The organism is Mycolicibacterium sp. XJ1819 (assembly GCF_053483675.1).
This window is the reverse complement of record NZ_JBEFST010000003.1, coordinates 155227-179878: the sequence shown is the minus strand read 5'-3', so window position 1 is coordinate 179878 and position 24652 is coordinate 155227. Positions and strand designations below refer to the sequence as shown.

Here is a 24652-nt window from a genome sequence, read left to right as displayed (position 1 = left end):
CATTGAGGCGACGTCGACGCCGGCGTAGGTCGACGCCCCCACTACCCCCCACCGCCTCGTTCGGGCGCCACTAGCTGCGGTTTTACGCCTCAGGCCGCGCTCGTGGCCCCGCCGACCGACACATTTCTCGGCGCAGATTCCCTGCTGTGTGGGGGTTCGTGCGCAAAACCAGGCAGCAAATGGCACAGAGTGGGGGAAAGTGGGGTAAAGTGGCGGCAACGGAGCAACCGGGGCTCCGGAGAAGCAGGAAGTGGCCGGATGTTTCTCGGCACGTACACGCCGAAGCTCGACGACAAGGGGCGGCTGACGCTGCCCGCCAAATTCCGTGACGCACTGGCAGGAGGGTTGATGGTGACCAAGAGCCAAGACCACAGCCTCGCCGTGTACCCACGCGCCGAGTTCGAGAAGCTGGCCCGTCGAGCATCGCAGGCATCGCGCAGCAACCCCGAGGCCCGGGCGTTTCTGCGAAGCCTGGCGGCCGCCACCGACGAGCAGCACCCCGACGGGCAGGGCCGGATCACGCTGTCGGCCGACCACCGCCGCTACGCCAACCTGTCCAAGGAGTGCGTGGTGATCGGGGCGGTCGACTACCTGGAGATCTGGGATTCGGCGGCGTGGCAGTCCTACCAGCAGTCCCACGAAGAGAACTTCTCCGCGGCCACCGATGAAGCTCTGCACGACATCATCTGACCCGACGGCCCACCGGCGACCGGCCCGTGCATCGTGGCCTCTGCCCGAACCGGCCCTGGCGTACTTCCCCGACGCCAGGTCCGCGCTCTCGGACAGGGACCTCGGTGCGCGGTCTGTCACCACAGGCCCGGACGGAGACGCAGCGATGGCCCAGGAATCCCGAAATCCCCACGACCATGGCCACATTCCGGTCCTGATCGACCGGTGTGTCGAACTGCTCAAGCCGGCGCTGACCCGACACAGCCCCGACGGCGCCGGGGCGGTGCTGGTCGACGCCACGCTGGGCGCGGGCGGGCACGCCGAGCGGTTTCTGACCGAGCTGCCCGGGCTGCGCCTGATCGGGCTCGACCGCGATCCCGACGCCCTGTGGATCGCCGGTGAGCGGCTGACGCGGTTCGGCGACCGGGTGTTGCTGGTACGCACCCGCTACGACGGCATCGCAAGCGTGCTCGCCGATTCGGGCTCTTGGGCGGGCTCAGAACCCCTACTCGTCGACGGTGTGCTATTCGACCTCGGCGTGTCCTCGATGCAGCTGGACCGCAGCGAGCGCGGCTTCTCCTACGCGGCCGACGCGCCGCTGGACATGCGGATGGACCGCGACGCGGACCTCACCGCCGCCGAGGTGGTCAACACCTACGACGAGAAGGCGCTGACGCGGGTGCTGCGCGACTTCGGCGACGAGAAGTTCGCGGGCCGCATTGCCGCACACATCGTGCGCCGCCGCGCCCGCCAGCCGTTCTCGACCACCGGTGAACTGGTGGAGCTGCTGTATCAGGCGATTCCGGCGCCGGCCCGCCGCACCGGAGGCCACCCCGCCAAGCGGACATTTCAGGCGCTGCGCATCGTCGTCAACGGCGAGCTGGACTCGTTGCGCGACGCCCTGCCGGCCGCGATGGACGCCCTTGCGCCAGGCGGCCGGATCGTCGTGATGGCCTACCAGTCCCTGGAAGACCGCATCGTCAAGAGACAGTTCGCGGCCGCCACCGCGTCCCGCACCCCGACCGGGCTGCCGGTCGAACTGCCGGGCCACGAACCGCAATTCGTGTCCCTGACACGTCGCGCCGAACGCGCGAGCGCAGAGGAGATCGCAACCAACCCGCGTAGTGCGTCGGTGCGGTTGCGTGCACTGGAGAAGGTGGGGAGGCAACCGTGAGCAAGCGGACAGCACCTGCGCGGGGCAGCGACGACCGTCGTCGCAAAGCCCGCAACGCCCGTGGCGACCAACGCCGCTCCGCCGACGCGCCCACGCGCCGCGGCCGCATCCGCGAACCGGGTCCGACGCGGTCGGCTCCGCAGACCAACCCGATTCCGCGGCCCGTCGAGAAGCCGGCGAGGCCGAAGAGCGCCAGCCAGGCCAAGGCCCGCGCCAAGGCGCGAAAGGCCAAGGCGCCCAAGGTCGTCCGGCCTCCGCTGCGGGACAGGTTGCGGGAACGGATCGTCGTCAAGCTGACCTCGATCGAGCTGAGCCCGCGGGCCCTGGTGGCCCGGGTGCCGTTCGTCGTCCTGGTGATCGGGTCGCTGGGGATGGGCCTGGGTATCACGTTGTGGCTGTCCACCGACTCCGCCGAGCGGTCCTACCAACTCGGCAACGCCCGCGAGACCAACCAGGCGCTGCTGCAGCAGAAGGAGGCACTCGAACGCGACGTGCTCGAGGCGCAGGCCGCGCCCGCGCTGGCCGAGGCGGCCAGGGATCTGGGCATGATCCCCTCGCGGGACACCGCGCACCTGGTGCAGGATCCCGCAGGCAACTGGATCGTGGTCGGCACGCCCAAACCCGCCGAGGGGGTTCCGCCGCCGCCGCTGAACACCCCGCTACCCGAAGCGGCGCCGCCGCCACCCCCGCCGCCGCCCGCCCCGCGCGTCATCGAACCTCGCGAACTCGTGGTGCGGTTGCCGTCCCGCACGCCACCGGCCCCCCTGCCGGGTGCCGAGCGGCCGATGCCCACCGTGCCCGGCGTACCCACTGTTCCGACTGTGCCCACCGTGCCCGGCGCGCCCGGCGCACCGGTCGCGCCGCTGGCAGGGGCCCCGGCGCCCGAGGTGCCCCAGCTGGTCCCGGGTGCTCCGCCGGAGGCAGGCACACCGCATGTGCCCGCGCTCTCCGGGCTTCCCGGGCCGGCCCCGGCGGTCGAGCAGGTCAGCCCGCCGGCGCCGACGCCGCTCGGTGCGCCGGCATGAGCCGGACCTCGGGCCAGGGTCGCGGCCGGAGCAACCCGAAGACCCGCACACCGGCCAAGGCGCAGGGCAGGTCCGCCAAGGCGCGGCGGACCAGGGCACCGGTCACCGACGCCGGCCTGCGCAGTGCGTCGTTCGTGTTCCGGCATCGCACCGGCAACGCCGTCATCTTCCTGGTGCTCGTCGTCGCCGCCGCCCAGCTGTTCAATCTGCAGGTGCCGCGCGCGGCGGGACTGCGCGCCGAGGCTGCGGGTCAGCTCAAGGTCACCGATGTGGAGAAGGCGGTGCGCGGCTCGATCGTCGACCGCAACCACGACAAGCTCGCGTTCACGATCGAAGCCCGCGCGTTGACCTTCCAGCCGGTGAGGATCCGCAAGCAGCTGACGGAGGCCAGGGAGAAGACCCCCGACGCGCCGGATCCGCAGCGCCGGTTGCGTGACATCGCCGACGAGGTGGCTGCACGGCTGAACGGCAAGCCCGACGCGAAGTCGGTGCTCAAGAAGCTCGAGAGCGACGAGCCCTTCGTCTATCTGGCGCGCGCGGTCGACCCGGCCGTCGCAGAGGCGATCAGCAAGAAGTTCCCGGAGGTCGGCTCGGAGCGCCAGGATCTGCGCCAGTACCCGGGCGGGTCGCTGGCCGCCAACATCGTGGGCGGTATCGACTGGGATGGGCACGGACTGCTGGGCCTCGAGGATTCGCTCGACGCCGTGCTGGCCGGCACCGACGGCGCGGTCACCTACGACCGCGGTTCGGACGGCGTGGTGATTCCGGGCAGCTACCGCAACCGCCACGACGCCGTCGACGGCTCGACGGTGATGCTGACCATCGACGACGACATCCAGTTCTACGTGCAGCAGCAGGTGCAGCAGGCCGCGAACCTGTCCGGGGCGAAGAACGTGATGGCCGTGGTGCTGGACGCGAAAACCGCTGAGGTGCTTGCGATGGCGAACGACAACACCTTCGACCCGTCGCAGGACATCGGGCGGCAGGCCGACCGCGAACTCGGCAACCCCGCGGTCTCGTCGCCCTTCGAGCCCGGATCGGTCAACAAGGTCGTCACCGCGGCCTCGGTCATCGAGTACGGGCTGTCCAACCCCGACGAGGTGCTGCAGGTGCCCGGTCAGATCCACATGGGCGGTGTGACGGTCAAGGACGCGTGGGAGCACGGCACCATGCCCTACACCACCACCGGCATCTTCGGGAAGTCGTCGAACGTCGGCACGTTGATGCTGGCCCAACGCCTCGGCCCGGAGCGCTTTGCCGACATGCTGCACCGCTTCGGCCTCGGCCAGCGCACCGGGGTCGGACTGCCCGGAGAGAGCGCCGGACTGGTCCCGCCGATCGACCAGTGGTCGGGCAGCACCTTCTCCAACCTGCCCATCGGCCAAGGTCTTTCGACGACCCTGCTGCAGATGACGGGCATGTTCCAGACCATCGCCAACGACGGTATGCGCATTCCGCCGCGCATCGTCAAGGCCACCATCGCGCCGGACGGCACCCAGACCGACGAACCGCGCCCGGAGGGTGTGCGGGTGGTCTCGGCGAAGACCGCCCAGACCGTGCGGCACATGTTCAGGGCGACCGTGCAACGCGACCCGCGTGGCGATCAACAGGGCACCGGCCCGCAGGCCGCGGTCGAGGGTTATCAGATCGCGGGCAAGACCGGCACTGCCCAGCAGATCAACCCGGGCTGCGGGTGTTACTACGACGACGTGTACTGGATTTCGTTCGCCGGGATCGCCCCCGCCGACGATCCGCGCTACGTCGTCGGCGTCATGATGGACAACCCGCACCGCACCTCCGACGGTGAGCGCGGATCCACGGTGGCACCGCTGTTCCACAACATCGCGGCGTGGCTGCTGCAGCGGGAGAACGTCCCGCTGTCACCGGATCCCGGCCCGCCGCTGACGCTTCAGGCCGGCTGAGCACAGACCGGCGCCCGCGGGCCGGGCCGGTACTGTGTCAACGCCATGAACCTGCGTCCCAGCCACCCCCTCGGCCACGCTCTCGGGCCGTTGGCCGAGCAGGTCAAGGCGGTGCCCGCCAGGGGGGCCTCCGTGCCCGATGTCGACATCACCGGGGTCACGCTGCGCGGACAGGACGCCCGGGCGGGCGACCTGTTCGCCGCTCTGCCCGGCGCGTCCTCGCACGGCGCGACCTACGTCGGCGACGCGGTGGCCCGCGGTGCGGTCGCGGTGCTCACCGACGCCGCGGGGGCAGGCCGGATCGGTGAGCAGTTTCCCGAGGTCGACGTGCCCGTGCTGATCCATCCGGCGCCGCGCACGGTGCTCGGCGACCTCGCGGCCACGGTGTACGGCCATCCCTCCGAGAAGCTGCGGGTCATCGGCGTGACCGGGACGTCGGGCAAGACCACCACCGCCTATCTGGCCGAGGCCGGTCTGCGCTCCGGCGACCGTGTCGTCGGCCTGATCGGCACCGTCGGCGTGCGGATCGCCGGACACGATCAGGTCAGCGCACTGACCACACCGGAGGCGCCCGACCTGCAGGCCCTGCTGGCGCTGATGGTCGAACAGGGCGTGGACACCGTGGTGATGGAGGTGTCCAGCCACGCGCTGACGCTGGGGCGCGTCGACGGGGTGCGGTTCGCCGTCGGGGGTTTCACCAACCTGTCCCGCGATCACCTGGACTTCCACCCGACGATGCAGGACTACTTCGACGCCAAGGCTCGGCTGTTCGACCCCCGATCACCAAGTCACGCCGCGGTTTCGGTGGTCTGCGTGGACGACGACGCAGGACGGCGGATCGCCGCGCTGGCGGCCGCGCCGGTGACGGTCAGCGCCACCGGGCGCGACGCCGACTGGCGCGTTGAGGGCCTCCGCCCCGCCGGGCGCGGGGCACAGGAGTTCTCGGCGGTCGACCCGGCAGGGGTGCACCACGGGCTGCGCATCGAGTTGCCCGGGCGCTACAACGTGGCCAACTGTCTGCTGGCGGTGGCCCTGCTCGACGCGGTCGGCGTCTCACCCGAGCAGGCCGGGCCGGGTCTGCGCACCGCGACGGTTCCCGGCCGGATGGAGCCCGTCGACCGTGGTCAGCCGTTTCTCGCGGTGGTGGATTACGCGCACAAACCCGGCGCGCTGCAGGCCGCGCTGCAGACCCTGCGGGAGCACGGCGGTCGGTTGGCCGTGGTGATCGGGGCGGGTGGCAACCGCGATCCGGGTAAGCGCGAACCGATGGGCCGGGTCGCCGCCGAACTGGCCGATCTGGTGGTGGTCACCGACGACAATCCGCGCGACGAGGACCCCGCCGAGATCCGGGCCGCGATCACCAAAGGCGCGGCGGGCGCCGGGGCCCCCCGCGCCGAGGTGGTCGAGATCGGCGACCGGCGCGAGGCCATCGCGCACGCGGTCGCGTGGGCCCGCTCAGGAGATGTCGTGCTGGTCGCAGGCAAGGGCCACGAGCCCGGGCAGACCGGAAGCGGCCAGACCCGGCCGTTCGACGACCGCGTCGAGCTTGCCGCCGCTCTCGACGCGTTGGGACACCGCCCGTGATCGAGCTGAGCATCGCCGCGATCGCCGACATCGTCGGGGGTCGCCTCGCCGACATCTCCGCCGAGCAGGCCGCCGCCACGCGGGTGACCGGGACCGTGGAGTTCGACTCGCGGGCCGTCACCCCCGGCGGGCTGTTCCTCGCGCTTCCGGGCGCGCACGCCGACGGCCACGAGTTCGCCGCCGCCGCGGTGCAATCCGGCGCCGTCGCGGTGTTGGCGGCGCGGCCGGTGGGCGTGCCCGCGATCGTCGTCGAGCCCCATACCGGCGCGGCCGCCGACAATCAGCTGGCCAGCGTGCTCGAACACGACACCGACGGCGCGGGGGCGGCGGTGCTGGCCGCGCTGGCCAAATTGGCGAGCGCGGTCGCCGCCCAGCTGGTCGAGGGCGGGTTGACCGTCATCGGGGTCACCGGATCGTCGGGCAAGACCTCCACCAAGGATCTGCTGGCCGCGGTGCTGGTCCCGCTCGGCGAGGTGGTGGCGCCGCCGGGTTCGTTCAACAACGAGCTCGGCCACCCATGGACGGTGCTGCGGGCCACGGAGTCCACCGACTACCTGGTCCTGGAGATGTCGGCGCGACACCGCGGCAACATCGCGGCGCTGGCGGCGATCGCGCCCCCGTCGATCGCGGTGGTGCTCAACGTCGGCACCGCTCACCTCGGCGAGTTCGGCTCCCGCGAAGCCATCGCGGAGACCAAATCCGAGCTTCCCCAAGTGGTTCCGGCCTCGGGCGTGGTGGTCCTCAATGTCGATGACAGCGCGGTGGCGGCGATGGCCGACCGGACCGCCGCGCGTGTCGTGAGCGTGTCGCGCGAACCGGGGGCCGATCTGTGGGCCGGCGACGTGACGCTCGACGGGTTGGCCCGGCCGCGGTTCACCCTGCATGCCGGCGATCGGCAGGTCGAGGTCGGCCTCGCCGTGCACGGCGACCACCAGGTGTCCAACGCGCTGTGCGCGGCCGCCGTCGCGCTCGAGTGCGGCGCCACCCTGGATCAGGTGGCCGACGCGCTGGCCGGGGCGGGTCCGGTGTCGCGGCACCGCATGCAGGTGGTGACCCGCGACGACGGGGTGACGGTCATCAACGACGCCTACAACGCCAACCCCGACTCCATGCGGGCCGGGCTCAAGGCGCTGGCCTGGATGGCCCAGGATGCCGGCCCGGACGGCGGCCGCAGTTGGGCGGTGCTCGGCGAGATGGCCGAACTCGGCGACGATGCGATATCGGAGCATGACAACATCGGCCGACTGGCGGTGCGCTTAGATGTGTCACGACTCGTCGTCGTCGGAACCGGGAGGGCTATGAGCGCCATGCACCACGGCGCGGTGATGGAGGGATCGTGGGGAGCCGAGGCCACCATGGTCGCCGACGCCGACGCCGCGCTGGAGTTGCTGCGGGCCGAGCTGCGGGCCGGTGACGTGGTGCTGGTGAAGGGCTCCAATGCCGTCGGGCTGGGAGCCCTGGCCGACGCCCTCATCGCCGATCCAGGGGATCGGCGCAGATGAGGCAGATCCTCATTGCCGTCGGCATCGCGCTGACGGTCTCGATCCTGCTGACCCCGTTGCTGGTTCGGCTGTTCACCCGGCAGGGCTTCGGCCACGAAATCCGCGAGGACGGGCCGCCCAGTCACCACAAGAAGCGGGGCACCCCGTCGATGGGCGGGGTGGCGATCCTCGCGGGCATCTGGGCCAGCTACCTGGGCACCCACCTGGTCGGCGTGGTGATCGACGGCAAGGGCCCGTCGGCGTCGGGTCTGCTGGTGCTCGGGCTGGCGACCGCGCTGGGCGCCGTCGGCTTCGTCGACGACCTGATCAAGATCAGGCGGTCCCGCAACCTCGGCCTGAACAAGACCGCGAAGACCGTCGGCATCCTGGCCGCGGCGGTGCTCTTCGGAATCCTGGCACTGCAGTTCGCCAACGCCGACGGGCTGACCCCCGGCAGCCCGGAACTGTCCTACGTGCGCGAGATCGCCACCGTCACACTGACCCCCGCGCTGTTCGTGTTGTTCTGCGTGGTGATCGTGTCCGCCTGGTCCAACGCGGTGAACTTCACCGACGGCCTCGACGGGCTGGCCGCCGGTGCGATGGCGATGGTGTGCGCGGCCTACGTGTTGATCACGTTCTGGCAGTTCCGCAACGCGTGCGCGATCAGTCCCGGGCTGGGCTGCTACAACGTGCGCGATCCGCTGGACCTGGCGATCGTCGCCGCGGCCACCGCCGGGGCCTGCATCGGGTTCCTGTGGTGGAACGCCGCACCGGCCAAGATCTTCATGGGTGACACCGGGTCGCTCGCGCTCGGCGGCATCATCGCCGGCCTGTCGGTGACCAGCCGCACCGAGATGCTCGCCGTCGTGCTCGGCGCGCTGTTCGTCGCGGAGGTGACCTCGGTCGTCGTGCAGATCCTGGCGTTCCGGACCACCGGGCGCCGGGTGTTCCGGATGGCGCCGTTCCACCACCACTTCGAACTGGTCGGCTGGGCCGAGACCACGGTGATCATCCGGTTCTGGCTGCTGACCGCGATTGCCTGCGGGCTCGGGGTGGCGCTGTTCTACAGCGAGTGGCTGACCACCGTCGGAGCCTGACGTGTCCCTCCTCGAGCCGCTGACTCCCGGCGCCCGGGTGCTGGTGACCGGCGCCGGTCTGACCGGCCGCTCGGCCAGCCTGGTGCTCGAGCCCACCGGGGTGCGGCTGACCATCTGCGACGACGACCCCCTGGCGCTGCAGCGGCTGATCACGCCCGCGTCGGTGGTCACCACGGCCGAGGCCGAGGCGCGCATCGCCGACTACGACCTGGTGGTCACCAGCCCGGGCTTCGCGCCGACCACGCCGGTGTTGGCCGCCGCGGCGGGCGCGGGCGTGCCGATCTGGGGTGACATCGAACTGGCGTGGCGGCTGGATCAATCCGGCCGGTACGGGACGCCGCGGAAGTGGCTGGTGGTCACGGGCACCAACGGCAAGACCACGACGGCATCCATGCTGCAGGCGATGCTGGTCGCGGGCGGCCGTCGCAGCCTGCTGTGCGGAAACATCGGCGACCCGGTGCTCGACATGCTCGACCAGCAGGCCGAGCTGCTGGCCGTCGAACTGTCCAGCTTCCAGCTGCACTGGGCGCCGTCGCTGCGACCGGAGGCGGGCGTGGTGCTCAACGTCGCCGAGGACCATCTGGACTGGCACGGCTCGATGGCCGCCTACGCCCAGGACAAGGCCCGTGTGCTCACCGGCCGGGTCGCGGTGGCCGGACTCGACGATCCCGTGGCGGCCGGCCTGCTCGCCGCCGCCGCGGCCCCGGTCCGGGTCGGGTTCCGGCTGGGCGAACCGGGTGCGGGCGAACTCGGCGTGGCCGACGGCGTGCTCGTCGACAACGCGTTCGGCGATCATGTCGCGCTGGCCGAGGCGGCCTCGATCCCGGTGGCCGGTCCGGTCGGGGTGGCCGATGCGCTGGCCGCCGCGGCGCTGGCCCGCGCGGTCGGGGTGGCGCCGGGGGCGATCGCCGAGGCGCTCGGCGGCTTCCAGGTGGGCCGGCATCGCGCCGAGGTGGTCACCACGCTCGACGGCGTCACCTACGTCGACGACTCCAAGGCCACCAACCCGCACGCCGCGCAGGCGTCCATCGCCGCCTACCCGCGCGTGGTGTGGATCGCCGGTGGCCTGCTCAAGGGCGCCTCCGTCGACGACCTGGTCGCCGCGGTGGCCGACCGACTGGTCGGGGTGGTGCTGATCGGGCGCGATCGCACCCAGCTCGCCGAGGCGTTATCGCGACACGCCCCGGATGTCCCCGTCGTTCAGCTCGTGACGGGGGAGGATTCTGGGGTGCATGGGACAGTTGATACGGGTGTTAGCTCTGTTGCGGATGTGACAGACCTCATGGCCGCCGTCGTCAATGCCGCGCGCGACCTCGCCGGACCAGGCGATACCGTGCTGCTGGCGCCGGCGGGTGCGTCCTTCGACCAGTTCCGCGGCTACGGCCACCGAGGCGACGAGTTCGCCGCGGCCGTGCGCGCCCTGACCGGGTAGCGCCGTGAGCAACATCCTGACCCGGTTGCGGCATCGCAGGGCCGGCGCCGAGGACGCGACGCCGAAGCCGGTCCCGCCCGATCCGAGCCCGCGCACCCGGTTCGGCGCCTGGCTCGGTCGGCCGATGACCTCGTTTCACCTCGTCGTCGCGGTCGCCGCCCTGCTCACCATGCTCGGCCTGACGATGGTGCTGTCCGCCTCCGGGGTGTACTCCCACAACCAGGACGGGTCGCCGTGGGCGGTGTTCGCCAAACAGGTGCTGTGGACGCTTGTCGGTCTCGTCGGCTTCTACATCGCGCTGCGGATGCGGGTGCAGACCATGCGCAGCCTGGCGTTCAGTGGTTTCGCGGTCACGGTCATCCTGCTGGCGCTGGTGTTGATCCCCGGAATCGGCAAGGTGGCCAACGGGTCCCGTGGCTGGTTCGTGATCTCGGGCTTCTCCATGCAGCCCTCGGAGCTGGCCAAGATCGCGTTCGCGATCTGGGGTGCGCATCTGCTGGCCGCCCGCCGGATGGAGCACGCGTCGTTGCGGGAGATGTTGATCCCGCTGGTGCCCGCCGCGGTCATCGCGCTGGCGCTGATCGTCGCGCAGCCCGACCTCGGCCAGACGGTGTCACTGGGCATCATCCTGCTGGGCCTGCTGTGGTACGCCGGCCTGCCGCTGCGGGTGTTCTTGTCCTCGCTGTTCGCCATCGTGGTCTCGGCGGCGGTGCTCGCGGTCGCCGAGGGTTACCGCTCGGCGCGGGTGCGGTCCTGGCTCAATCCCGGGGCCGATCCCCAGGACGCGGGGTACCAGGCCCGCCAGGCCCGCTACGCCCTCGCCAACGGCGGGGTCTTCGGCGACGGGCTCGGTCAGGGCAGCGCCAAGTGGAACTACCTGCCCAATGCGCACAACGACTTCATCTTCGCCATCGTCGGCGAAGAGCTCGGCTTCATCGGCGCGGCCGCGCTGCTGTGCCTGTTCGGGCTGTTCGCCTACACCGGGATGCGCATCGCCCGTCGATCCGTCGACCCGTTCCTGCGGCTGCTGACGGCCACCACGACGCTGTGGATCATGGGGCAGGTCTTCATCAACGTCGGCTACGTGGTGGGCCTGCTGCCGGTCACCGGGCTGCAGCTGCCGCTCATCTCGGCGGGTGGAACATCAACGGCCACAACGTTGTTCATCATCGGAATCATGGCCAACGCGGCGCGTCACGAACCCGAGGCGGTGGCCGCGCTGCGCGCGGGCCGCGACGACCGGATGAACAGGCTGTTGCGTCTGCCGCTGCCCGCGCAGTACGTCCCCACTCGAACCGAGGCCGTGCGCGACCGGCTGCGCGCCCAGAAAGCCCAGAAAGCCCGATCGAAATCCGCCAAGCAGAACCCCAAACCCGTGCGCAGGCAGCCCGCCGACAACCGGCGCAAACCGCACGCGGCTGCACGGTCGGCGCGGGCGTCGAGGCATCATGGAGGCGGCCGCGACGGCAGGGGCAGGCGGTCTCGCACAATGGAAGGTCAGCGTTACGGGTGAACGACACCGGGTCGGTCCCACAGGGAGGGCACCAGGAGATATCCGTGGTCCTCGCCGGTGGCGGCACCGCGGGGCACGTGGAACCGGCGATGGCGGTGGCCGACGCGTTGCGGGCGCTCGATCCGCGGGTGCGGATCACCGCGCTGGGCACCGAGCGCGGCCTGGAGACCCGCCTGGTTCCCGAACGCGGCTACCGCCTCGAGCTGATCACGCCGGTGCCGCTGCCGCGCAAGCCGACGGGTGATCTGGTGCGGCTGCCCGCTCGGGTGCGCCGATCGGTGCGGCAGAGCCGGGCGGTACTCGACGGGGTCGACGCCGACGTCGTGATCGGGTTCGGCGGCTACGTCGCGCTGCCCGCCTACCTCGCCGCCCGCGGTGGGCTGCGGCGGCGCCGACGCGTGCCGGTGGTGGTGCACGAGGCCAACGCCAGCGCTGGCTGGGCGAACCGGGTCGGGGCGCGCGGGGCGGTCCGGGTGCTCTCGGCGGTGACCGATCCGGGGTTGGGCCGGGTCGAGGTGGTCGGCGTGCCGGTGCGTGCGGCGATCACGTCTCTGGACCGTGCGGCGCTGCGCGCCGAGGCGCGGGCGCACTTCGGGTTCGACGACGACGCCAAGGTTCTACTGGTGTTCGGCGGGTCCCAGGGGGCACAGTCCATCAACCGGGCGGTCGCCGCCGCGGCCAAAGACCTTGCCGCAGCCGGTGTCTCGGTGTTGCATGCGCATGGCGCGAAGAACACGCTCGACTTGCGCGAGCCCGCCGACGGCGATCCGCCCTACGTCGCGGTCCCGTACCTGAACCGGATGGACCTCGCGTATGCGGCCGCGGATCTGGCGATCTGCCGCTCCGGCGCGATGACGGTGGCCGAGGTCACCGCGGTCGGCCTGCCCGCCGTGTACGTGCCGCTGCCGATCGGCAACGGCGAACAACGGCTCAATGCCCAGCCGGTGGTCGCGGCCGGTGGCGGGTTGATCGTCGAGGACGCCGAGCTGTCCCCGGATTTCGTCGCCCACACCGTCGTCGGCCTGCTCACCGACTCCGCAGAGCTGGGGGCGATGACCGCGGGCGCGGCGCTGGCCGGACATCGCGACGCCGCGCGGCGGGTCGCCGAGATCGCCTTGGACGTGGCCCGGCAGTCGCGAAAGGGCTTGCGGTGACCGACAACATGCTGCCACCCGAGCTGCAGCGGGTGCACATGGTCGGCATTGGCGGGGCCGGGATGTCGGGCATCGCGCGCATCCTGCTGGACCGCGGCGGGCTGGTCTCGGGTTCCGATGCCAAGGAGTCGCGCGGCGTGGCGGCGCTGCGCGCACGCGGTGCGGCCATCCGCATCGGCCACGACGAGTCCTCGCTGGATCTGCTGCCGGGCGGGCCGACCGCGGTGGTCACCACCCATGCCGCCATTCCCAAGACCAACCCCGAACTCGTCGAGGCCCGTCGCCGTGGTGTCCCGGTGATCCTGCGGCCGGTGGTGCTGGCCAAGCTGATGGCCGGGCACACCACGCTGATGGTGACGGGCACGCACGGCAAGACGACCACCACCTCGATGCTCATCGTGGCGTTGCAGCACGGCGGTTTCGACCCGTCGTTCGCCGTCGGCGGCGATCTCGGTGAGGCGGGCACCAACGCCCACCACGGCAGCGGTGACTGCTTTGTCGCCGAGGCCGACGAGAGCGACGGGTCGCTGCTCGAGTACACCCCCGACATCGCGGTGGTGACCAACATCGACGCCGACCACCTCGATTTCTTCGGCAGCGCCGAGGCCTACGCCGCGGTGTTCGACGCGTTCGTCGAGCGGCTGCGCCCCGGCGGCGCGCTGGTCGTCTGTGTCGACGACCCGGGGGCGACCGCGCTGGCCGCCCGCACCGAGGCGCTGGGCATCCGGGTGCTGCGCTACGGCAGCGACCCGGCGCAGCCGTTGCAGGCCGCGCTGCTGGGCTGGGAGCAGCACGACACCGGCGCGGTGGCCCACATCCGGCTTGCCGACGAACCGCACCCGCGGGTGATGCGCCTGGCCGTGCCGGGCAGGCACATGGCGCTCAACGCGCTCGGATCGCTGCTGGCGGCGACGAGTATCGGCGCCCCCGTCGAGACCGTGCTCGACGGCCTGGCCGGGTTCGAGGGGGTGCGGCGCCGCTTCGAGTTGGTGGGAACGGCCGACGGTGTGCGCGTGTTCGACGACTATGCGCACCATCCGACCGAGGTCGGGGCCACCCTCACCGCGGTGCGCACCATGGCCGCGCAGGCCGGCGACGGCCGCTGCATCGTGGTTTTTCAACCCCACTTGTACTCCCGCACACAGGCTTTCGCACGCGAGTTCGGGCAGGCGTTGAGTGCGGCCGACGAGGTGTTCGTGCTCGACGTCTATGCCGCCCGCGAACAACCGCTGGCCGGGGTGAGCGGGGCCAGCGTCGTCGAACACGTCAGCGCGCCCGCGACCTACGTGCCGGATTTCTCCGCGGTGGCCGACCGGGTGGCCGCGGCCGCCGCGCCCGGCGACCTGGTGATCACCATGGGCGCCGGTGACGTGACCATGCTGGGCCGGGAGATCCTCGACGCGCTGCAGGCCAAGGCCAACCGCAGCGCACCGGGGAGGCCGCAGGCGGGGTTCCGGTGACCGAACCGACCGACCAGCCCACCGAGGCGCCCGACGAGGCGCCCGAGCAGCCCGCCGAAAAGTCCGACGAGCCAACCGGAACCGAGGCGACGCTGCCACCGGCGGCCGCGCCCGATTATGAGGGCCCCCGCAGGCGGGCGCGCCGCGAACGGGAGCAGCGGCGGGAGGCCCAGGCGCGCGCGACCGCGATCGAACAGGCGCGCCGCGAGGCCAAGAAGCGGGTCATGGGCGGCCGGCCGGACGAGACCAAGAAACTCGGCAGGGGAGCGGTCCGGGGCCTGAAGGTGCTGATGTGGTCGGCGTTGATCAGCGTCGTGGTGGTCGGTGTCGGCCTGCTGCTGTACTTCACGCCGGTGATGTCGGTGCGCAGCATCGCCGTCACGGGACTGGACGCGATCGCCCAGGACGAGGTCGTCACCGCCGCCGCGGTGGTGCCGGGCACACCGCTGCTGCAGATCGACACCGACGCGGTCGCCGAGCGGGTGGCCGAGATCCGGCGGGTCGCCACCGTGCGCGTCCAGCGCAACTACCCGTCGACGCTGCGGGTGACGGTCGTCGAGCGGGTGCCGGTGGTGGTCAAGGATTATCCGGACGGGCCCCACCTGTTCGACCGCGACGGCGTGGACTTCGCGATCGCACCGCCGCCGCCGGGGGTGCCGTATCTCGACGTCGACAATCCCGGCCCCGACGACGGGCCGACGAAGGCCGCGCTGGAGGTGATGACCTCGCTGCGCCCGGAGGTCGCCGCGCAGGTGGCCCGGGTCGCCGCGCCCACGGTCGCCGCGATCAGCCTGCAGCTCGTCGACGGCCGGCAGGTGGTATGGGGGACCACCGACCGCACCGAGGAGAAGGCGCTCAAACTCGGGGCGTTGCTCACCCAACCGGGCCACACCTACGACGTGTCCAGCCCGGATTTGCCGACCGTGAAGTAGCGATTGTCCGAAATTCTTATGCGGCACACCGGCGCGCCTGCCTCGATACCTCGCGGCATCGCCCTACCGTGCTGATTGCGCGGGACAACTTGACATAACTATAACCCTCTGGTTGAGGTTTAGGGTTTGCGGGAGTCCAAGCTGTCCGGCGTGTCGTCAGGCAACCTGGGAGGAAGGGATCGCAATGACCCCCCCACACAACTACCTAGCCGTCATCAAGGTGGTCGGCATCGGTGGCGGCGGCGTCAACGCCGTCAACCGGATGATCGAACAAGGCCTCAAGGGTGTGGAGTTCATCGCCATCAACACCGACGCGCAGGCGTTGTTGATGAGCGATGCCGATGTCAAGCTCGACGTCGGCCGCGACTCCACCCGCGGCCTCGGCGCGGGCGCCGACCCCGAGGTCGGGCGCAAGGCCGCCGAGGACGCCAAGGACGACATCGAGGAGCTGTTGCGCGGCGCCGACATGGTCTTCGTGACCGCGGGCGAGGGCGGCGGCACCGGCACCGGGGGAGCTCCGGTGGTCGCGTCGATCGCCCGCAAGCTCGGCGCGCTGACCGTCGGTGTGGTGACGCGGCCGTTCTCCTTCGAGGGCAAGCGCCGCAGCCAGCAGGCCGAGGCGGGCATCCAGGCGCTGCGGGAAAGCTGCGACACCTTGATCGTCATCCCCAACGACCGGCTGCTGCAGATGGGCGACGCCGCGGTCTCGCTGATGGACGCGTTCCGCAGCGCCGACGAAGTGCTACTCAACGGCGTGCAGGGCATCACCGACCTGATCACCACGCCGGGCCTGATCAACGTCGACTTCGCCGATGTCAAGGGCGTGATGAGCGGGGCGGGCACGGCGCTGATGGGCATCGGTTCGGCGCGCGGCGACGGCCGGGCACTGAAGGCGGCCGAGATCGCGATCAACTCGCCGCTGCTGGAGGCGTCGATGGAAGGCGCGCAGGGCGTGCTGCTGTCGGTCGCCGGCGGCAGTGACCTCGGGCTGTTCGAGATCAACGAGGCCGCCTCGCTGGTGCAGGACGCCGCCCACCAGGACGCCAACATCATCTTCGGCACCGTGATCGACGACTCGCTGGGCGACGAGGTGCGGGTCACCGTGATCGCCGCGGGCTTCGATTCCAGCGGTCCGGGACGCAAACCCGTGGTGAGCGGTTCGTCGGCGCAGACCGTCGAACCCGGTCGCGCGGGCGCCGTGTCGACGTCGCTGTTCGAACCCCACGACGCGACGAGCGTGCCGGTGCACACCAACGGCGCGACGGTCAGCATCGGCGGCGACGGCCGGGATGACGGCGGCATCCCCGATGACGATGTCGACGTGCCGCCCTTCATGCGGCGCTGATCGCGGCACGCGGCGATACTGGCAGCGTGGCGGTTCGCATCCGGCGTGTGACGACAACCCGGGCCGGTGGTGTCTCCGCGCCGCCGTTCGACACGTTCAACCTCGGTGACCACGTCGGCGACGACCCGGCCGCCGTCGCCGCCAACCGTCGCCGGCTCGGCGACGCGATCGGGTTGGGTGCTGACCGGGTGGTGTGGATGAACCAGGTGCACGGGGATCACGTCGCGGTGGTCGACGAACCCGGCGAGGCGCCGGTGGACAATACCGACGCATTGGTGACCTCGACGCGCGGTTTGGCATTGGCGGTGGTTACCGCGGATTGTGTGCCGGTATTAATGGGTGATGCGCGCGCGGGTGTGGTGGCCGCGGTGCACGCCGGACGGGTCGGCGCGCAAAAGGGCGTCGTGGTTCGCACACTGGAGGCGATGGTGGCCGTCGGCGCGCGTGTCGAGGACATCTCGGCGCTGTTGGGCCCCGCGGTCAGCGGTCACAACTACGAAGTGCCCGAAGCCATGGCCGCCGAGGTGGACGCGGCGCTGCCCGGCAGCCGGACGGTCACCGCCAAAGGTACCCCGGGGCTGGATCTGCGTGTCGGAATCGCCAGGCAGCTAACGGCTTTGGGGATCACGGCCATCGACATCGACCCGAGGTGCACGGTGGCCGACCCCAGCCTGTTCAGCCATCGGCGCGACGCCGAGACCGGGCGACTGGCGTCGTTGGTGTGGATGGAATGACCGATCCGGTGACCGCGCAGCGCGAACGTGAACTCGCCGAAGCGCTGGCGGCCGTGCGCGCCCGCCTGGCCACCGCCGCGCAGGCCGCCGGGCGCCGCGTCGAGGAAATTCAATTGCTGCCGGTGACGAAATTCTTTCCGGCCCGCGACGTTTACCTATTGCGCAAATTGGGCTGCCACGATTTCGGTGAATCGCGCGAGCAGGAAGCGTCGAAAAAGGTCACCGAAGTCGACAATTTGCCCGACGTGGGACCGATTCGCTGGCACATGGTCGGACGCATCCAGCGCAACAAGGCGCGCTCGGTCGCGGGCTGGGCGTACGCCGCGCATTCCGTCGACAACACGAAGCTGATCGGCGCCCTGGACCGCGCCGCAGCGCAGGCGCTGGCTGACGGCAGACGCAGCGAACCGCTGCGGGTCTACATCCAACTGAGCCTCGACGGGGACGTGAAGCGCGGCGGCATCGACATCGACGACCCGGATTCGGTGGACGAGGTGTGCGCGTCGGCGGCGTCGGCCGAGGCCCTGCGGTTCGTCGGGCTGATGGCGATCCCACCGCTGGGCGCCGACCCGAACAGGGCTTTTGGCCGGTTACAGGCCGAGCGCGACCGGGTACAGGCGGGGTATCGACAGCGGCTCGAGCTGTCGGCCGGCATGTCCAGCGACCTCGAGGCGGCGGTGAAACACGGGTCGACATGTGTGCGTGTCGGTACCGCGCTATTGGGGCAACGTCCTCTAACGTCACCCGGAGTAGTCACTCCAGTCACATCTTCATCACAGACACCACAGGCAGAGGTAGCGGAAGGGTCGAGCGATGAGCACACTTCACAAGGTCAAGGCGTACTTCGGGATGGCGCCGATGGATGACTACGACGACGAGTACTTCGAGGACGACGACCGCGGTCCCGCCCGGGGGTACGCGCGTCGCCCCCGTGAGGACCGTTTCGACGACGACGACTTCCGCGACCGCGGGGTGCGCGGGTACGACGACCGCGAGTTCGACGATCTGGCCGGCTACCGCGGCGGCTACCGCGACGAGGATCGCTTCGATCCCCGGTTGCGCGGCCCGCGCGACTTCGAGCGGGCATCGTCGCGGCTGGGTGCGCTGCGTGGCTCGACCCGGGGCGCGTTGGCGATGGACCCCCGCCGGATGGCGATGCTGTTCGAGGAGGGCAGCCCGCTGTCGAAGATCACCACCCTTCGCCCCAAGGACTACAGCGAGGCCCGCACCATCGGCGAACGGTTCCGCGACGGCACCCCGGTGATCATGGACCTGGTGAGCATGGACAACGCCGACGCCAAGCGGCTCGTCGACTTCGCGGCCGGCCTGGCGTTCGCGCTACGCGGTTCGTTCGACAAGGTCGCGACCAAGGTCTTCCTGCTCTCCCCGGCCGACATCGACGTCTCCGCCGAGGAGCGGCGGCGGATCGCCGAGGCCGGCTTCTACGCCTACCAGTAGGCGTCCCGATACCGCCTGCCATCAGGCCCTGAGCCGGACACGCTAGGCTGGCGACCGCGTTCGCAGCGCATCGCGACTGTCGGCGCGGCACCGCCTGTATTGAAAGTCACATTCTCGTTCCTAGTGAGGTCGGCTCGGTTGACGCTCTTCTTCGAGATCCTGGGTTTCGCCCTGTTCGTGTTCTGGCTGCTGCTGATCGCCCGCGTCGTGGTCGAGTTCATCAGGTCGTTCTCCCGCGACTGGCGGCCCAAGGGCGCCACCGTGGTGATCCTGGAGATCATCATGACCCTGACCGATCCGCCCGTGAAACTGCTGCGCCGGCTGATTCCGCAGCTCACCATCGGCGCCGTGCGCTTCGACCTGTCGATCATGGTGCTGCTGCTGGTGGCGTTCATCGGGATGCAGCTGGCGTTCGGCGCCGCTGCCTGAGAAGTGGTTCGCGGCCGCGCATTTGGCGCATGCCGGGCGGTTTGCGGGGACCGGTATTTGCCCGGCGAAAGTGGCCCGGGCGTGGCGTGGAAGATTGAAATTCGTTCTTAATTTCGGCCTCTTCTGCAACCGACGGGTCTGGTGTGACAGGATGGCCGCAAGTTACCTACCCATGACGCTCTACACTTTGAGTCCGGTTTAAGGTCCAAGACTGCAAGGGGGCGACAATGCCGCTCACACCAGCCGACGTCCACAACGTCGCGTTCAGCAAGCCACCCATCGGTAAGCGCGGCTACAACGAGGACGAGGTCGACGCGTTTCTCGACCTGGTCGAGAACGAGCTGAGCCGGCTCATCGAGGAGAACACCGACCTCCGGCAACGCGTCAACGAGCTCGAGCAGGAGCTCGCCGCGGCCCACGCCGGTGGCGGCGGCCAGGCAACGGCCGCTCCGCTGTACGAGGCGCCCGCGCCCGAGCCGGCACCGCAGCCCGTCTACGAGGCGCCCGCACCGGCCGCCCAGCCCGCGCCGGTCAGCGAGGATCAGCACCTCAAGGCCGCCAAGGTGCTGGGCCTGGCCCAGGACACCGCCGACCGCTTGACCGCGACGGCCAAGGCGGACTCCGAGAAGATGCTCGCCGATGCCCGCGCCCAGGCCGACGCCATGGTCAGCGAGGCGCGGCAGACCGCCGAGACCACCGTCGCCGAGGCGCGTCAGCGCGCCGACGCGATGCTCGCCGATGCCCAGACCCGGTCGGAAGCCCAGCTGCGGCAGGCCCAGGAGAAGGCCGACGCGCTGCAGGCCGACGCCGAACGCAAGCACTCCGAGATCATGGGCACCATCAACCAGCAGCGCACGGTGCTCGAAGGCCGGCTCGAACAGCTGCGCACCTTCGAGCGCGAATACCGCACCCGGCTCAAGACCTACCTGGAGTCCCAGCTCGAGGAGCTGGGCCAGCGCGGCTCGGCGGCGCCGGTGGACTCCAGCGCCAGCAGCGACGGCGGCAACTTCAGCCAGTTCAACCGGGGTAACAACTAGGCCGCTACCGAACCGTGCCCCTTCGACCTAGGGTTGATCAATGCTGATCGTCGCGCTCGTGCTCGCTGTCATCGGTCTCGCCGCGTTGGTGACGGCCGTCGTCACCAGTAATGAACTGATCGCCTGGGTGTGCATCGCCGCCAGCCTGATCGGCGTGGTGCTGCTCATCGTCGACGCCGTGCGTGAACGCTCGCGCGGTGATGCGGGCCGAGACGGCGCGGAGGCCGAGGACTACGGCGAGGACACCGGCGTGGTCGAATACGCCGAGGACTACCCCGAGGACGCCTCGGCGACGGCCGGCTACGACGACGCCGAGACCACGGTCGTCCCTCAGGTCGCACCCGAGGGCGACAACGACGTCACAGGCGAGGACCACCCCCGCTAGACGCGTTAAGTCGTTGGAGTGGCCAACAACTCGCGCACCTCGTCGTCGTCGACTTGATGAAAGTCGTCGAACACCTGGCCGACCGCCTCGAATCCCGGCGGCATGATCGCGCACACCACGTCGTCGGCCTCGGCGGCCAGATCACGGCACGCCGAGGGCGGACCCACCGGAACGGCGACGACCACGCGCGCCGGATCCTTGCTCCGCACCGCCCGCACCGCGGCCAGCATGCTGGCGCCGGTGGCGATGCCGTCGTCGACGAGAATGACGGTCTTGCCGGCGACGTCCACCGGCGCGCGATCGCCGCGGTAGGCCTGTTCGCGCCTGCGCAGTTCGACGGACTCACGCTCGATCGCGGCCTGCAACTGTTCCTCGCTGATGCCGAGGCTGCGCACCAGGCTGTCGTTGATCACCACGCCGCCGCCGCTGGCCAGCGCGCCCATCGCCAGCTCCTGCCACTGCGGCACCCCCAGCTTGCGCACCAGAAACACGTCCAGCGGCGCGCCCAACGCCCGCGCGACGTGCCAGCCGACCGGGACGCCGCCGCGGGCGAGGCCCAGCACCAACACGTCGTCTCCTCCGCGGTAGTCCGTCAGGTGCCGCGCCAGCACCTCGCCGGCCTCGCGACGGTCGCGGAACACGCGCCGTGTGGAGCCGCTCCAACCACTCATCGCCGTCACTCTCGATTCACCGGACACCGGTCACCCTACGACCGTGAGTACCCAGTTGGTATGGACCGACAGAACGGAGCGCGATGGGCATCGAGGTCGAGTGCGTTGTCGATCATCCGCTGACCGAGGTCTTCGGGTGGCATGCCAGACCGGGCGCGATGCGGCGGCTGGTGCCGCCGTGGCAGCCGATGACGGTGCTGAGCGAGGCGCGTTCCCTGGCGGACGGGCGCGCCGTGCTGGGGCTGCCCGGCGGGCTGCGCTGGGTCGCCCAACACGACCCGGGCCGGTTCGATCCGCCGCACCGGTTCGTCGACGTGCTGTCCTCGCAGGGCCCGCGGTCCTGGCCGCCGCGCATCGTGGGGCGGTGGACGCACACCCATGAGTTCAGCGAGGCGGGCACCGGCACCCGGGTGTACGACCGCATCGACGCCCCGGTGCCCGCGTCGGCGCTGCACGCGATGTTCGCCTACCGGCACCGGCAACTGGCCGACGACCTCGCCGCACACCGTGATGCGCGCGACGCGGGCCTGTCGCCGCTGGTGGTGGCGGTCACCGGCGCCTCCGGGCTGGTGGGATCCGCGCTGACGGCCTTTCTCGGCACCGGCGGGCACCGGGTGATCCGGCTGGTCCGGGGCCGGCCGGTGGGTCCCGACGAGAGGCGGTGGGATCCGGACCGGCCCGCACCCGAGCTGCTGGCGGGCGTGGACGCGGTGGTGCACCTGGCCGGAGCGTCGATCGCCGGGCGCTTCACCGACCGACACCGGGCGCGGGTCAAAGACAGTCGCATCGGGCCGACCCGCCGGCTGGCCGAAATGGCCGCCGCCGCGCAGCACGGCCCGCGCACATTCGTCTGCGCCTCGGCGGTCGGTGTCTACGGGTACGACAGGGGCGACACCGTCCTCGACGAGGATTCCGCGCACGGTACGGGGTTTCTCGCCGATCTGGTCGCCGACTGGGAAGCGGCCACCGGTCCCGCCGTGGCGGCCGGTCTGCGGGTGGTCAACGTGCGCACGGGGATCGTGCAGTCGGCGCGCGGTGGCACCCTGCGGCTGCTTCGGCCGCTGTTCACCGCGGGCCTGGGTGGCCGCGTCGGCACCGGCAGACAGTGGCTGTCCTGGATCGGCCTGGACGATCTGCTCGATGTCTACCACCGCGCGCTCTACGACGACCGGCTGACGGGACCGGTCAACGCCGTGGCGCCCGCGCCGGTGCGCAATGCCGATTACACCGAGACCCTGGCAACGGTTCTGCACCGCCCGGCGCTTCTGCCGGTGCCGTCGGTCGGGCCGCGGCTGCTGCTGGGCCGACAGGGCGCGCGTGAGCTCGCCGAGGCCGACCAGCGGGTGGTGCCCGCCCGGCTGTTGGCGTTGGGCCATCGGTTTCGGCGCCCGGATCTGGCCGCGGCACTCGGTCACGAACTGGGGCGCGGCTGACGCCACCCGGTTAACCTCCGCGTCAATTGGGCATTCTCCGACGTGTCGGACTTGGCCGAATGGTTTCTCACCGACGCGGAGCGCGGTAACGCCGATTCGCGTCTGCCTGCATGGTGTGAGGGCAACCGCGCCGAACCGCTGATCCACGGCGCCACCTACTTCGACCACCTCGTCACCGAGGTGGAGGCGCTGCACGCCGGCGACCACCTGTTCTTCACCGACTGGCGCGGCGACCCGGACCAGAAGATGCGCGACGACGGCCCGACCGTACGCGAATTGTTCTGTCGCGCAGCCGAACGCGGTGTCGTCGTCAAGGGCCTGGTGTGGCGGTCGCATCTGGACAGGTTCCAGTACAGCGAGGAGGAGAACCAGCACCTCGGCGAGGCGATCGAACGGGCCGGCGGCGAGGTGCTGCTGGACCAACGGGTACGCATCGGCGGATCGCACCACCAGAAGATGGTGGTCATCCGGCATCCCGGCGCTCCGAGGCGCGACGTGGCGTTCGCGGGCGGGATCGACCTGTGTCACTCGCGGCGCGACGACGCCGCACACCGCGGCGATCCGCAGGCCGTGCGGATGGCCGAGCGCTACGGTGAACGCCCGCCGTGGCACGACGTTCAGTTGAAGGTGCAGGGCCCTGTCGTCGGCGCGCTCGACACGACGTTCCGGGAACGCTGGAACGATCCCGCATCGCTGGACATGCTCAACCCGCTGGCCTGGCTGCGGGACCGGTTGCGCGGTGCCGACATGCACGCCGACCCGCTGCCGGCACAACCACCGGACCCGCCGCCGTGCGGACCGCACGCAGTGCAGGTGCTGCGCACGTACCCGGACGCACACTTCGCCTACGAGTTCGCCCGCCGCGGTGAGCGCAGCCTCGCGCGGGCCTACAACAAGGTGGTGCCCCGCGCCCGGCGACTGATCTACGTAGAGGATCAGTACCTGTGGTCGAAGCGGGTCGCCGAGCTTTTCGCGGGCGCCCTTCGCGACAATCCCGACCTGCACCTGGTTGCGATCATCCCGCGCCATCCCGACGTCGACGGGCGACTCGAGCTGCCGCCCAACCTGGTTGGCCGGTGGCAGGCGCTCGAGGCCTGTCAGGCCGCGAGCCCGGAGCGGGTGCACGTGTTCGACATCGAGAACCACGAGGGCACACCGGTATACGTGCACGCGAAAGTGTGTGTGATCGACGATGTCTGGGCGTGTGTCGGCAGCGACAATCTCAACCGCCGGTCCTGGACGCATGACAGCGAGTTGTCGTGCGCCGTGCTCGATACCGACGGCGAGTTCGCCAGGGACTTGCGGTTGAGGTTGTTGCGCGAACATCTGGACCGTCCGCCAGACGGTGCCGACGACGGCGGATTGACTGACCCGACGGCAGCGGTGCGGGAGATCGTCGAGGCCGCAGAGGCTTTGGAGCGATGGTATGAGGGCGGGCGGCAGGGTCGGCGGCCACCGGGGCGGCTGCGGCCGCACCGACCCGAACGGATCGGATTGATGACGCGCCTGTGGGCGGAACCGGTGTACCGGTTGACCTACGATCCCGACGGTCGGGCGTGGCGGGACCGACTCAGACGTAGGCTGTGAACTCGATCGGCAGGGTCGCGGACCCGGTCGCATGCTCGTCGCGCTGACAGCCGCGGAACTGCGAAATTGTCTGCGCCTCGGCGACATCCTGGAATGTCAACTGGCCCAGCACGGCTGAACGCGCGGGGTG

The 24652-nt window shown here is 70.7% G+C and carries 22 protein-coding genes; 21 read left to right on the top strand and 1 reads right to left on the bottom strand.

All coding sequences use genetic code 11. From position 1 onward, the window contains the following. The first annotated feature begins 258 nt into the window (after positions 1–258). The 19 genes from mraZ to ABQE89_RS04305 all read left to right on the top strand — a co-directional run bounded on the left by mraZ (position 259) and on the right by ABQE89_RS04305 (position 20831). Positions 259–690, top strand: a complete 432-nt coding sequence (mraZ, locus tag ABQE89_RS04395) for a division/cell wall cluster transcriptional repressor MraZ (RefSeq protein WP_448414509.1) — start codon at positions 259–261, stop codon at positions 688–690. Further along, entirely contained in the window at positions 665–1843 is a 1179-nt protein-coding gene (gene rsmH / locus ABQE89_RS04390; RefSeq protein WP_448414507.1) for a 16S rRNA (cytosine(1402)-N(4))-methyltransferase RsmH, read from the top strand. The genes mraZ and rsmH overlap by 26 nt, the downstream gene beginning before the upstream one ends. Next, a complete protein-coding gene (locus ABQE89_RS04385; protein WP_448414505.1) occupies positions 1840–2868 on the top strand; it encodes a cell division protein FtsL in 1029 nt (342 codons plus the stop codon). Before rsmH ends, ABQE89_RS04385 begins: the two co-directional genes overlap by 4 nt. Then, complete coding sequence (locus ABQE89_RS04380; protein WP_448414504.1) at positions 2865–4790, top strand: peptidoglycan D,D-transpeptidase FtsI family protein; 1926 nt, start codon at positions 2865–2867, stop codon at positions 4788–4790. Before ABQE89_RS04385 ends, ABQE89_RS04380 begins: the two co-directional genes overlap by 4 nt. Before the next feature lie 45 nt (positions 4791–4835). Further along, on the top strand, positions 4836–6374 hold the full coding sequence (locus tag ABQE89_RS04375) for a UDP-N-acetylmuramoyl-L-alanyl-D-glutamate--2,6-diaminopimelate ligase (protein ID WP_448414502.1): 1539 nt from the start codon (positions 4836–4838) through the stop codon (positions 6372–6374). Next, a complete protein-coding gene (locus ABQE89_RS04370) occupies positions 6371–7876 on the top strand; it encodes a UDP-N-acetylmuramoyl-tripeptide--D-alanyl-D-alanine ligase (RefSeq protein ID WP_448414500.1) in 1506 nt (501 codons plus the stop codon). Before ABQE89_RS04375 ends, ABQE89_RS04370 begins: the two co-directional genes overlap by 4 nt. Further along, positions 7873–8952, top strand: a complete 1080-nt coding sequence (gene mraY, locus ABQE89_RS04365) for a phospho-N-acetylmuramoyl-pentapeptide-transferase (RefSeq protein ID WP_448414498.1) — start codon at positions 7873–7875, stop codon at positions 8950–8952. Before ABQE89_RS04370 ends, mraY begins: the two co-directional genes overlap by 4 nt. 1 nt (position 8953) lies before the next feature. Then, positions 8954–10384 carry a UDP-N-acetylmuramoyl-L-alanine--D-glutamate ligase gene (gene murD / locus ABQE89_RS04360; RefSeq protein WP_448414496.1) on the top strand — a complete coding sequence of 477 codons (1431 nt, stop codon included), beginning with the start codon at positions 8954–8956 and terminating at the stop codon, positions 10382–10384. Between the two features lie 4 nt (positions 10385–10388). After that, positions 10389–11897 carry a putative lipid II flippase FtsW gene (gene ftsW / locus ABQE89_RS04355; protein WP_448414494.1) on the top strand — a complete coding sequence of 503 codons (1509 nt, stop codon included), beginning with the start codon at positions 10389–10391 and terminating at the stop codon, positions 11895–11897. Then, a complete protein-coding gene (gene murG, locus ABQE89_RS04350) occupies positions 11894–13051 on the top strand; it encodes an undecaprenyldiphospho-muramoylpentapeptide beta-N-acetylglucosaminyltransferase (RefSeq protein WP_448414492.1) in 1158 nt (385 codons plus the stop codon). The genes ftsW and murG overlap by 4 nt, the downstream gene beginning before the upstream one ends. A gap of 8 nt (positions 13052–13059) precedes the next feature. Continuing rightward, complete coding sequence (gene murC / locus ABQE89_RS04345) at positions 13060–14511, top strand: UDP-N-acetylmuramate--L-alanine ligase (protein WP_448414819.1); 1452 nt, start codon at positions 13060–13062, stop codon at positions 14509–14511. Continuing rightward, the gene (locus ABQE89_RS04340; RefSeq protein WP_448414490.1) at positions 14508–15443 is read left to right on the top strand and encodes a cell division protein FtsQ/DivIB; all 936 of its coding nucleotides are present in this window, start codon (positions 14508–14510) and stop codon (positions 15441–15443) included. The genes murC and ABQE89_RS04340 overlap by 4 nt, the downstream gene beginning before the upstream one ends. A gap of 184 nt (positions 15444–15627) precedes the next feature. Next, complete coding sequence (gene ftsZ / locus ABQE89_RS04335; RefSeq protein WP_448414488.1) at positions 15628–16788, top strand: cell division protein FtsZ; 1161 nt, start codon at positions 15628–15630, stop codon at positions 16786–16788. A 26-nt stretch (positions 16789–16814) separates the two neighbouring features. Next, positions 16815–17522 carry a peptidoglycan editing factor PgeF gene (gene pgeF, locus ABQE89_RS04330; RefSeq protein ID WP_448414486.1) on the top strand — a complete coding sequence of 236 codons (708 nt, stop codon included), beginning with the start codon at positions 16815–16817 and terminating at the stop codon, positions 17520–17522. Beyond that, positions 17519–18388, top strand: a complete 870-nt coding sequence (locus tag ABQE89_RS04325; protein ID WP_448414484.1) for a YggS family pyridoxal phosphate-dependent enzyme — start codon at positions 17519–17521, stop codon at positions 18386–18388. The genes pgeF and ABQE89_RS04325 overlap by 4 nt, the downstream gene beginning before the upstream one ends. Next, positions 18336–18980, top strand: coding sequence for a cell division protein SepF (locus ABQE89_RS04320; RefSeq protein ID WP_448414482.1), 645 nt, complete (start codon positions 18336–18338; stop codon positions 18978–18980). The genes ABQE89_RS04325 and ABQE89_RS04320 overlap by 53 nt, the downstream gene beginning before the upstream one ends. Positions 18981–19118: 138 nt before the next feature. After that, positions 19119–19409 (top strand): YggT family protein, encoded by a 291-nt coding sequence (locus ABQE89_RS04315; protein ID WP_448414480.1) that lies wholly within the window; start codon positions 19119–19121, stop codon positions 19407–19409. A gap of 227 nt (positions 19410–19636) precedes the next feature. Beyond that, positions 19637–20446 carry a DivIVA-like cell division protein Wag31 gene (wag31, locus tag ABQE89_RS04310; RefSeq protein WP_448414478.1) on the top strand — a complete coding sequence of 270 codons (810 nt, stop codon included), beginning with the start codon at positions 19637–19639 and terminating at the stop codon, positions 20444–20446. A 40-nt stretch (positions 20447–20486) separates the two neighbouring features. Continuing rightward, positions 20487–20831, top strand: a complete 345-nt coding sequence (locus tag ABQE89_RS04305) for a DUF308 domain-containing protein (RefSeq protein ID WP_448414476.1) — start codon at positions 20487–20489, stop codon at positions 20829–20831. A gap of 5 nt (positions 20832–20836) precedes the next feature. Here ABQE89_RS04305 and ABQE89_RS04300 read toward each other — a convergent pair whose 3' ends face one another. Beyond that, positions 20837–21502 carry a phosphoribosyltransferase gene (locus ABQE89_RS04300; protein ID WP_448414474.1) on the bottom strand — a complete coding sequence of 222 codons (666 nt, stop codon included), beginning with the start codon at positions 21500–21502 and terminating at the stop codon, positions 20837–20839. An 83-nt stretch (positions 21503–21585) separates the two neighbouring features. Here ABQE89_RS04300 and ABQE89_RS04295 point away from each other — a divergent pair, with 83 nt between their 5' ends. Beyond that, positions 21586–22935 carry a TIGR01777 family oxidoreductase gene (locus ABQE89_RS04295; RefSeq protein ID WP_448414472.1) on the top strand — a complete coding sequence of 450 codons (1350 nt, stop codon included), beginning with the start codon at positions 21586–21588 and terminating at the stop codon, positions 22933–22935. Positions 22936–22977: 42 nt separating this feature from the next. Then, complete coding sequence (locus ABQE89_RS04290) at positions 22978–24522, top strand: phospholipase D family protein (protein WP_448414470.1); 1545 nt, start codon at positions 22978–22980, stop codon at positions 24520–24522. Positions 24523–24652: the final 130 nt, after the last annotated feature.

Bases quoted from the DNA above. Each gene is read 5' to 3' on its own strand.
- rsmH (WP_448414507.1), top strand. From the start codon at position 665: ATGAAGCTCTGCACGACATCATCTGACCCGACGGCCCACCGGCGACCG.
- ftsZ (WP_448414488.1), top strand. From the start codon at position 15,628: ATGACCCCCCCACACAACTACCTAGCCGTCATCAAGGTGGTCGGCATC.
- ABQE89_RS04380 (WP_448414504.1), top strand. From the start codon at position 2,865: ATGAGCCGGACCTCGGGCCAGGGTCGCGGCCGGAGCAACCCGAAGACC.
- ABQE89_RS04375 (WP_448414502.1), top strand. From the start codon at position 4,836: ATGAACCTGCGTCCCAGCCACCCCCTCGGCCACGCTCTCGGGCCGTTG.
- wag31 (WP_448414478.1), top strand. From the start codon at position 19,637: ATGCCGCTCACACCAGCCGACGTCCACAACGTCGCGTTCAGCAAGCCA.
- mraZ (WP_448414509.1), top strand. From the start codon at position 259: ATGTTTCTCGGCACGTACACGCCGAAGCTCGACGACAAGGGGCGGCTG.
- ABQE89_RS04320 (WP_448414482.1), top strand. From the start codon at position 18,336: ATGAGCACACTTCACAAGGTCAAGGCGTACTTCGGGATGGCGCCGATG.
- ABQE89_RS04300 (WP_448414474.1), bottom strand. From the start codon at position 21,502: ATGAGTGGTTGGAGCGGCTCCACACGGCGCGTGTTCCGCGACCGTCGC.
- murC (WP_448414819.1), top strand. From the start codon at position 13,060: ATGCTGCCACCCGAGCTGCAGCGGGTGCACATGGTCGGCATTGGCGGG.
- ABQE89_RS04305 (WP_448414476.1), top strand. From the start codon at position 20,487: ATGCTGATCGTCGCGCTCGTGCTCGCTGTCATCGGTCTCGCCGCGTTG.
- mraY (WP_448414498.1), top strand. From the start codon at position 7,873: ATGAGGCAGATCCTCATTGCCGTCGGCATCGCGCTGACGGTCTCGATC.
- ABQE89_RS04325 (WP_448414484.1), top strand. From the start codon at position 17,519: ATGACCGATCCGGTGACCGCGCAGCGCGAACGTGAACTCGCCGAAGCG.
- ABQE89_RS04295 (WP_448414472.1), top strand. From the start codon at position 21,586: ATGGGCATCGAGGTCGAGTGCGTTGTCGATCATCCGCTGACCGAGGTC.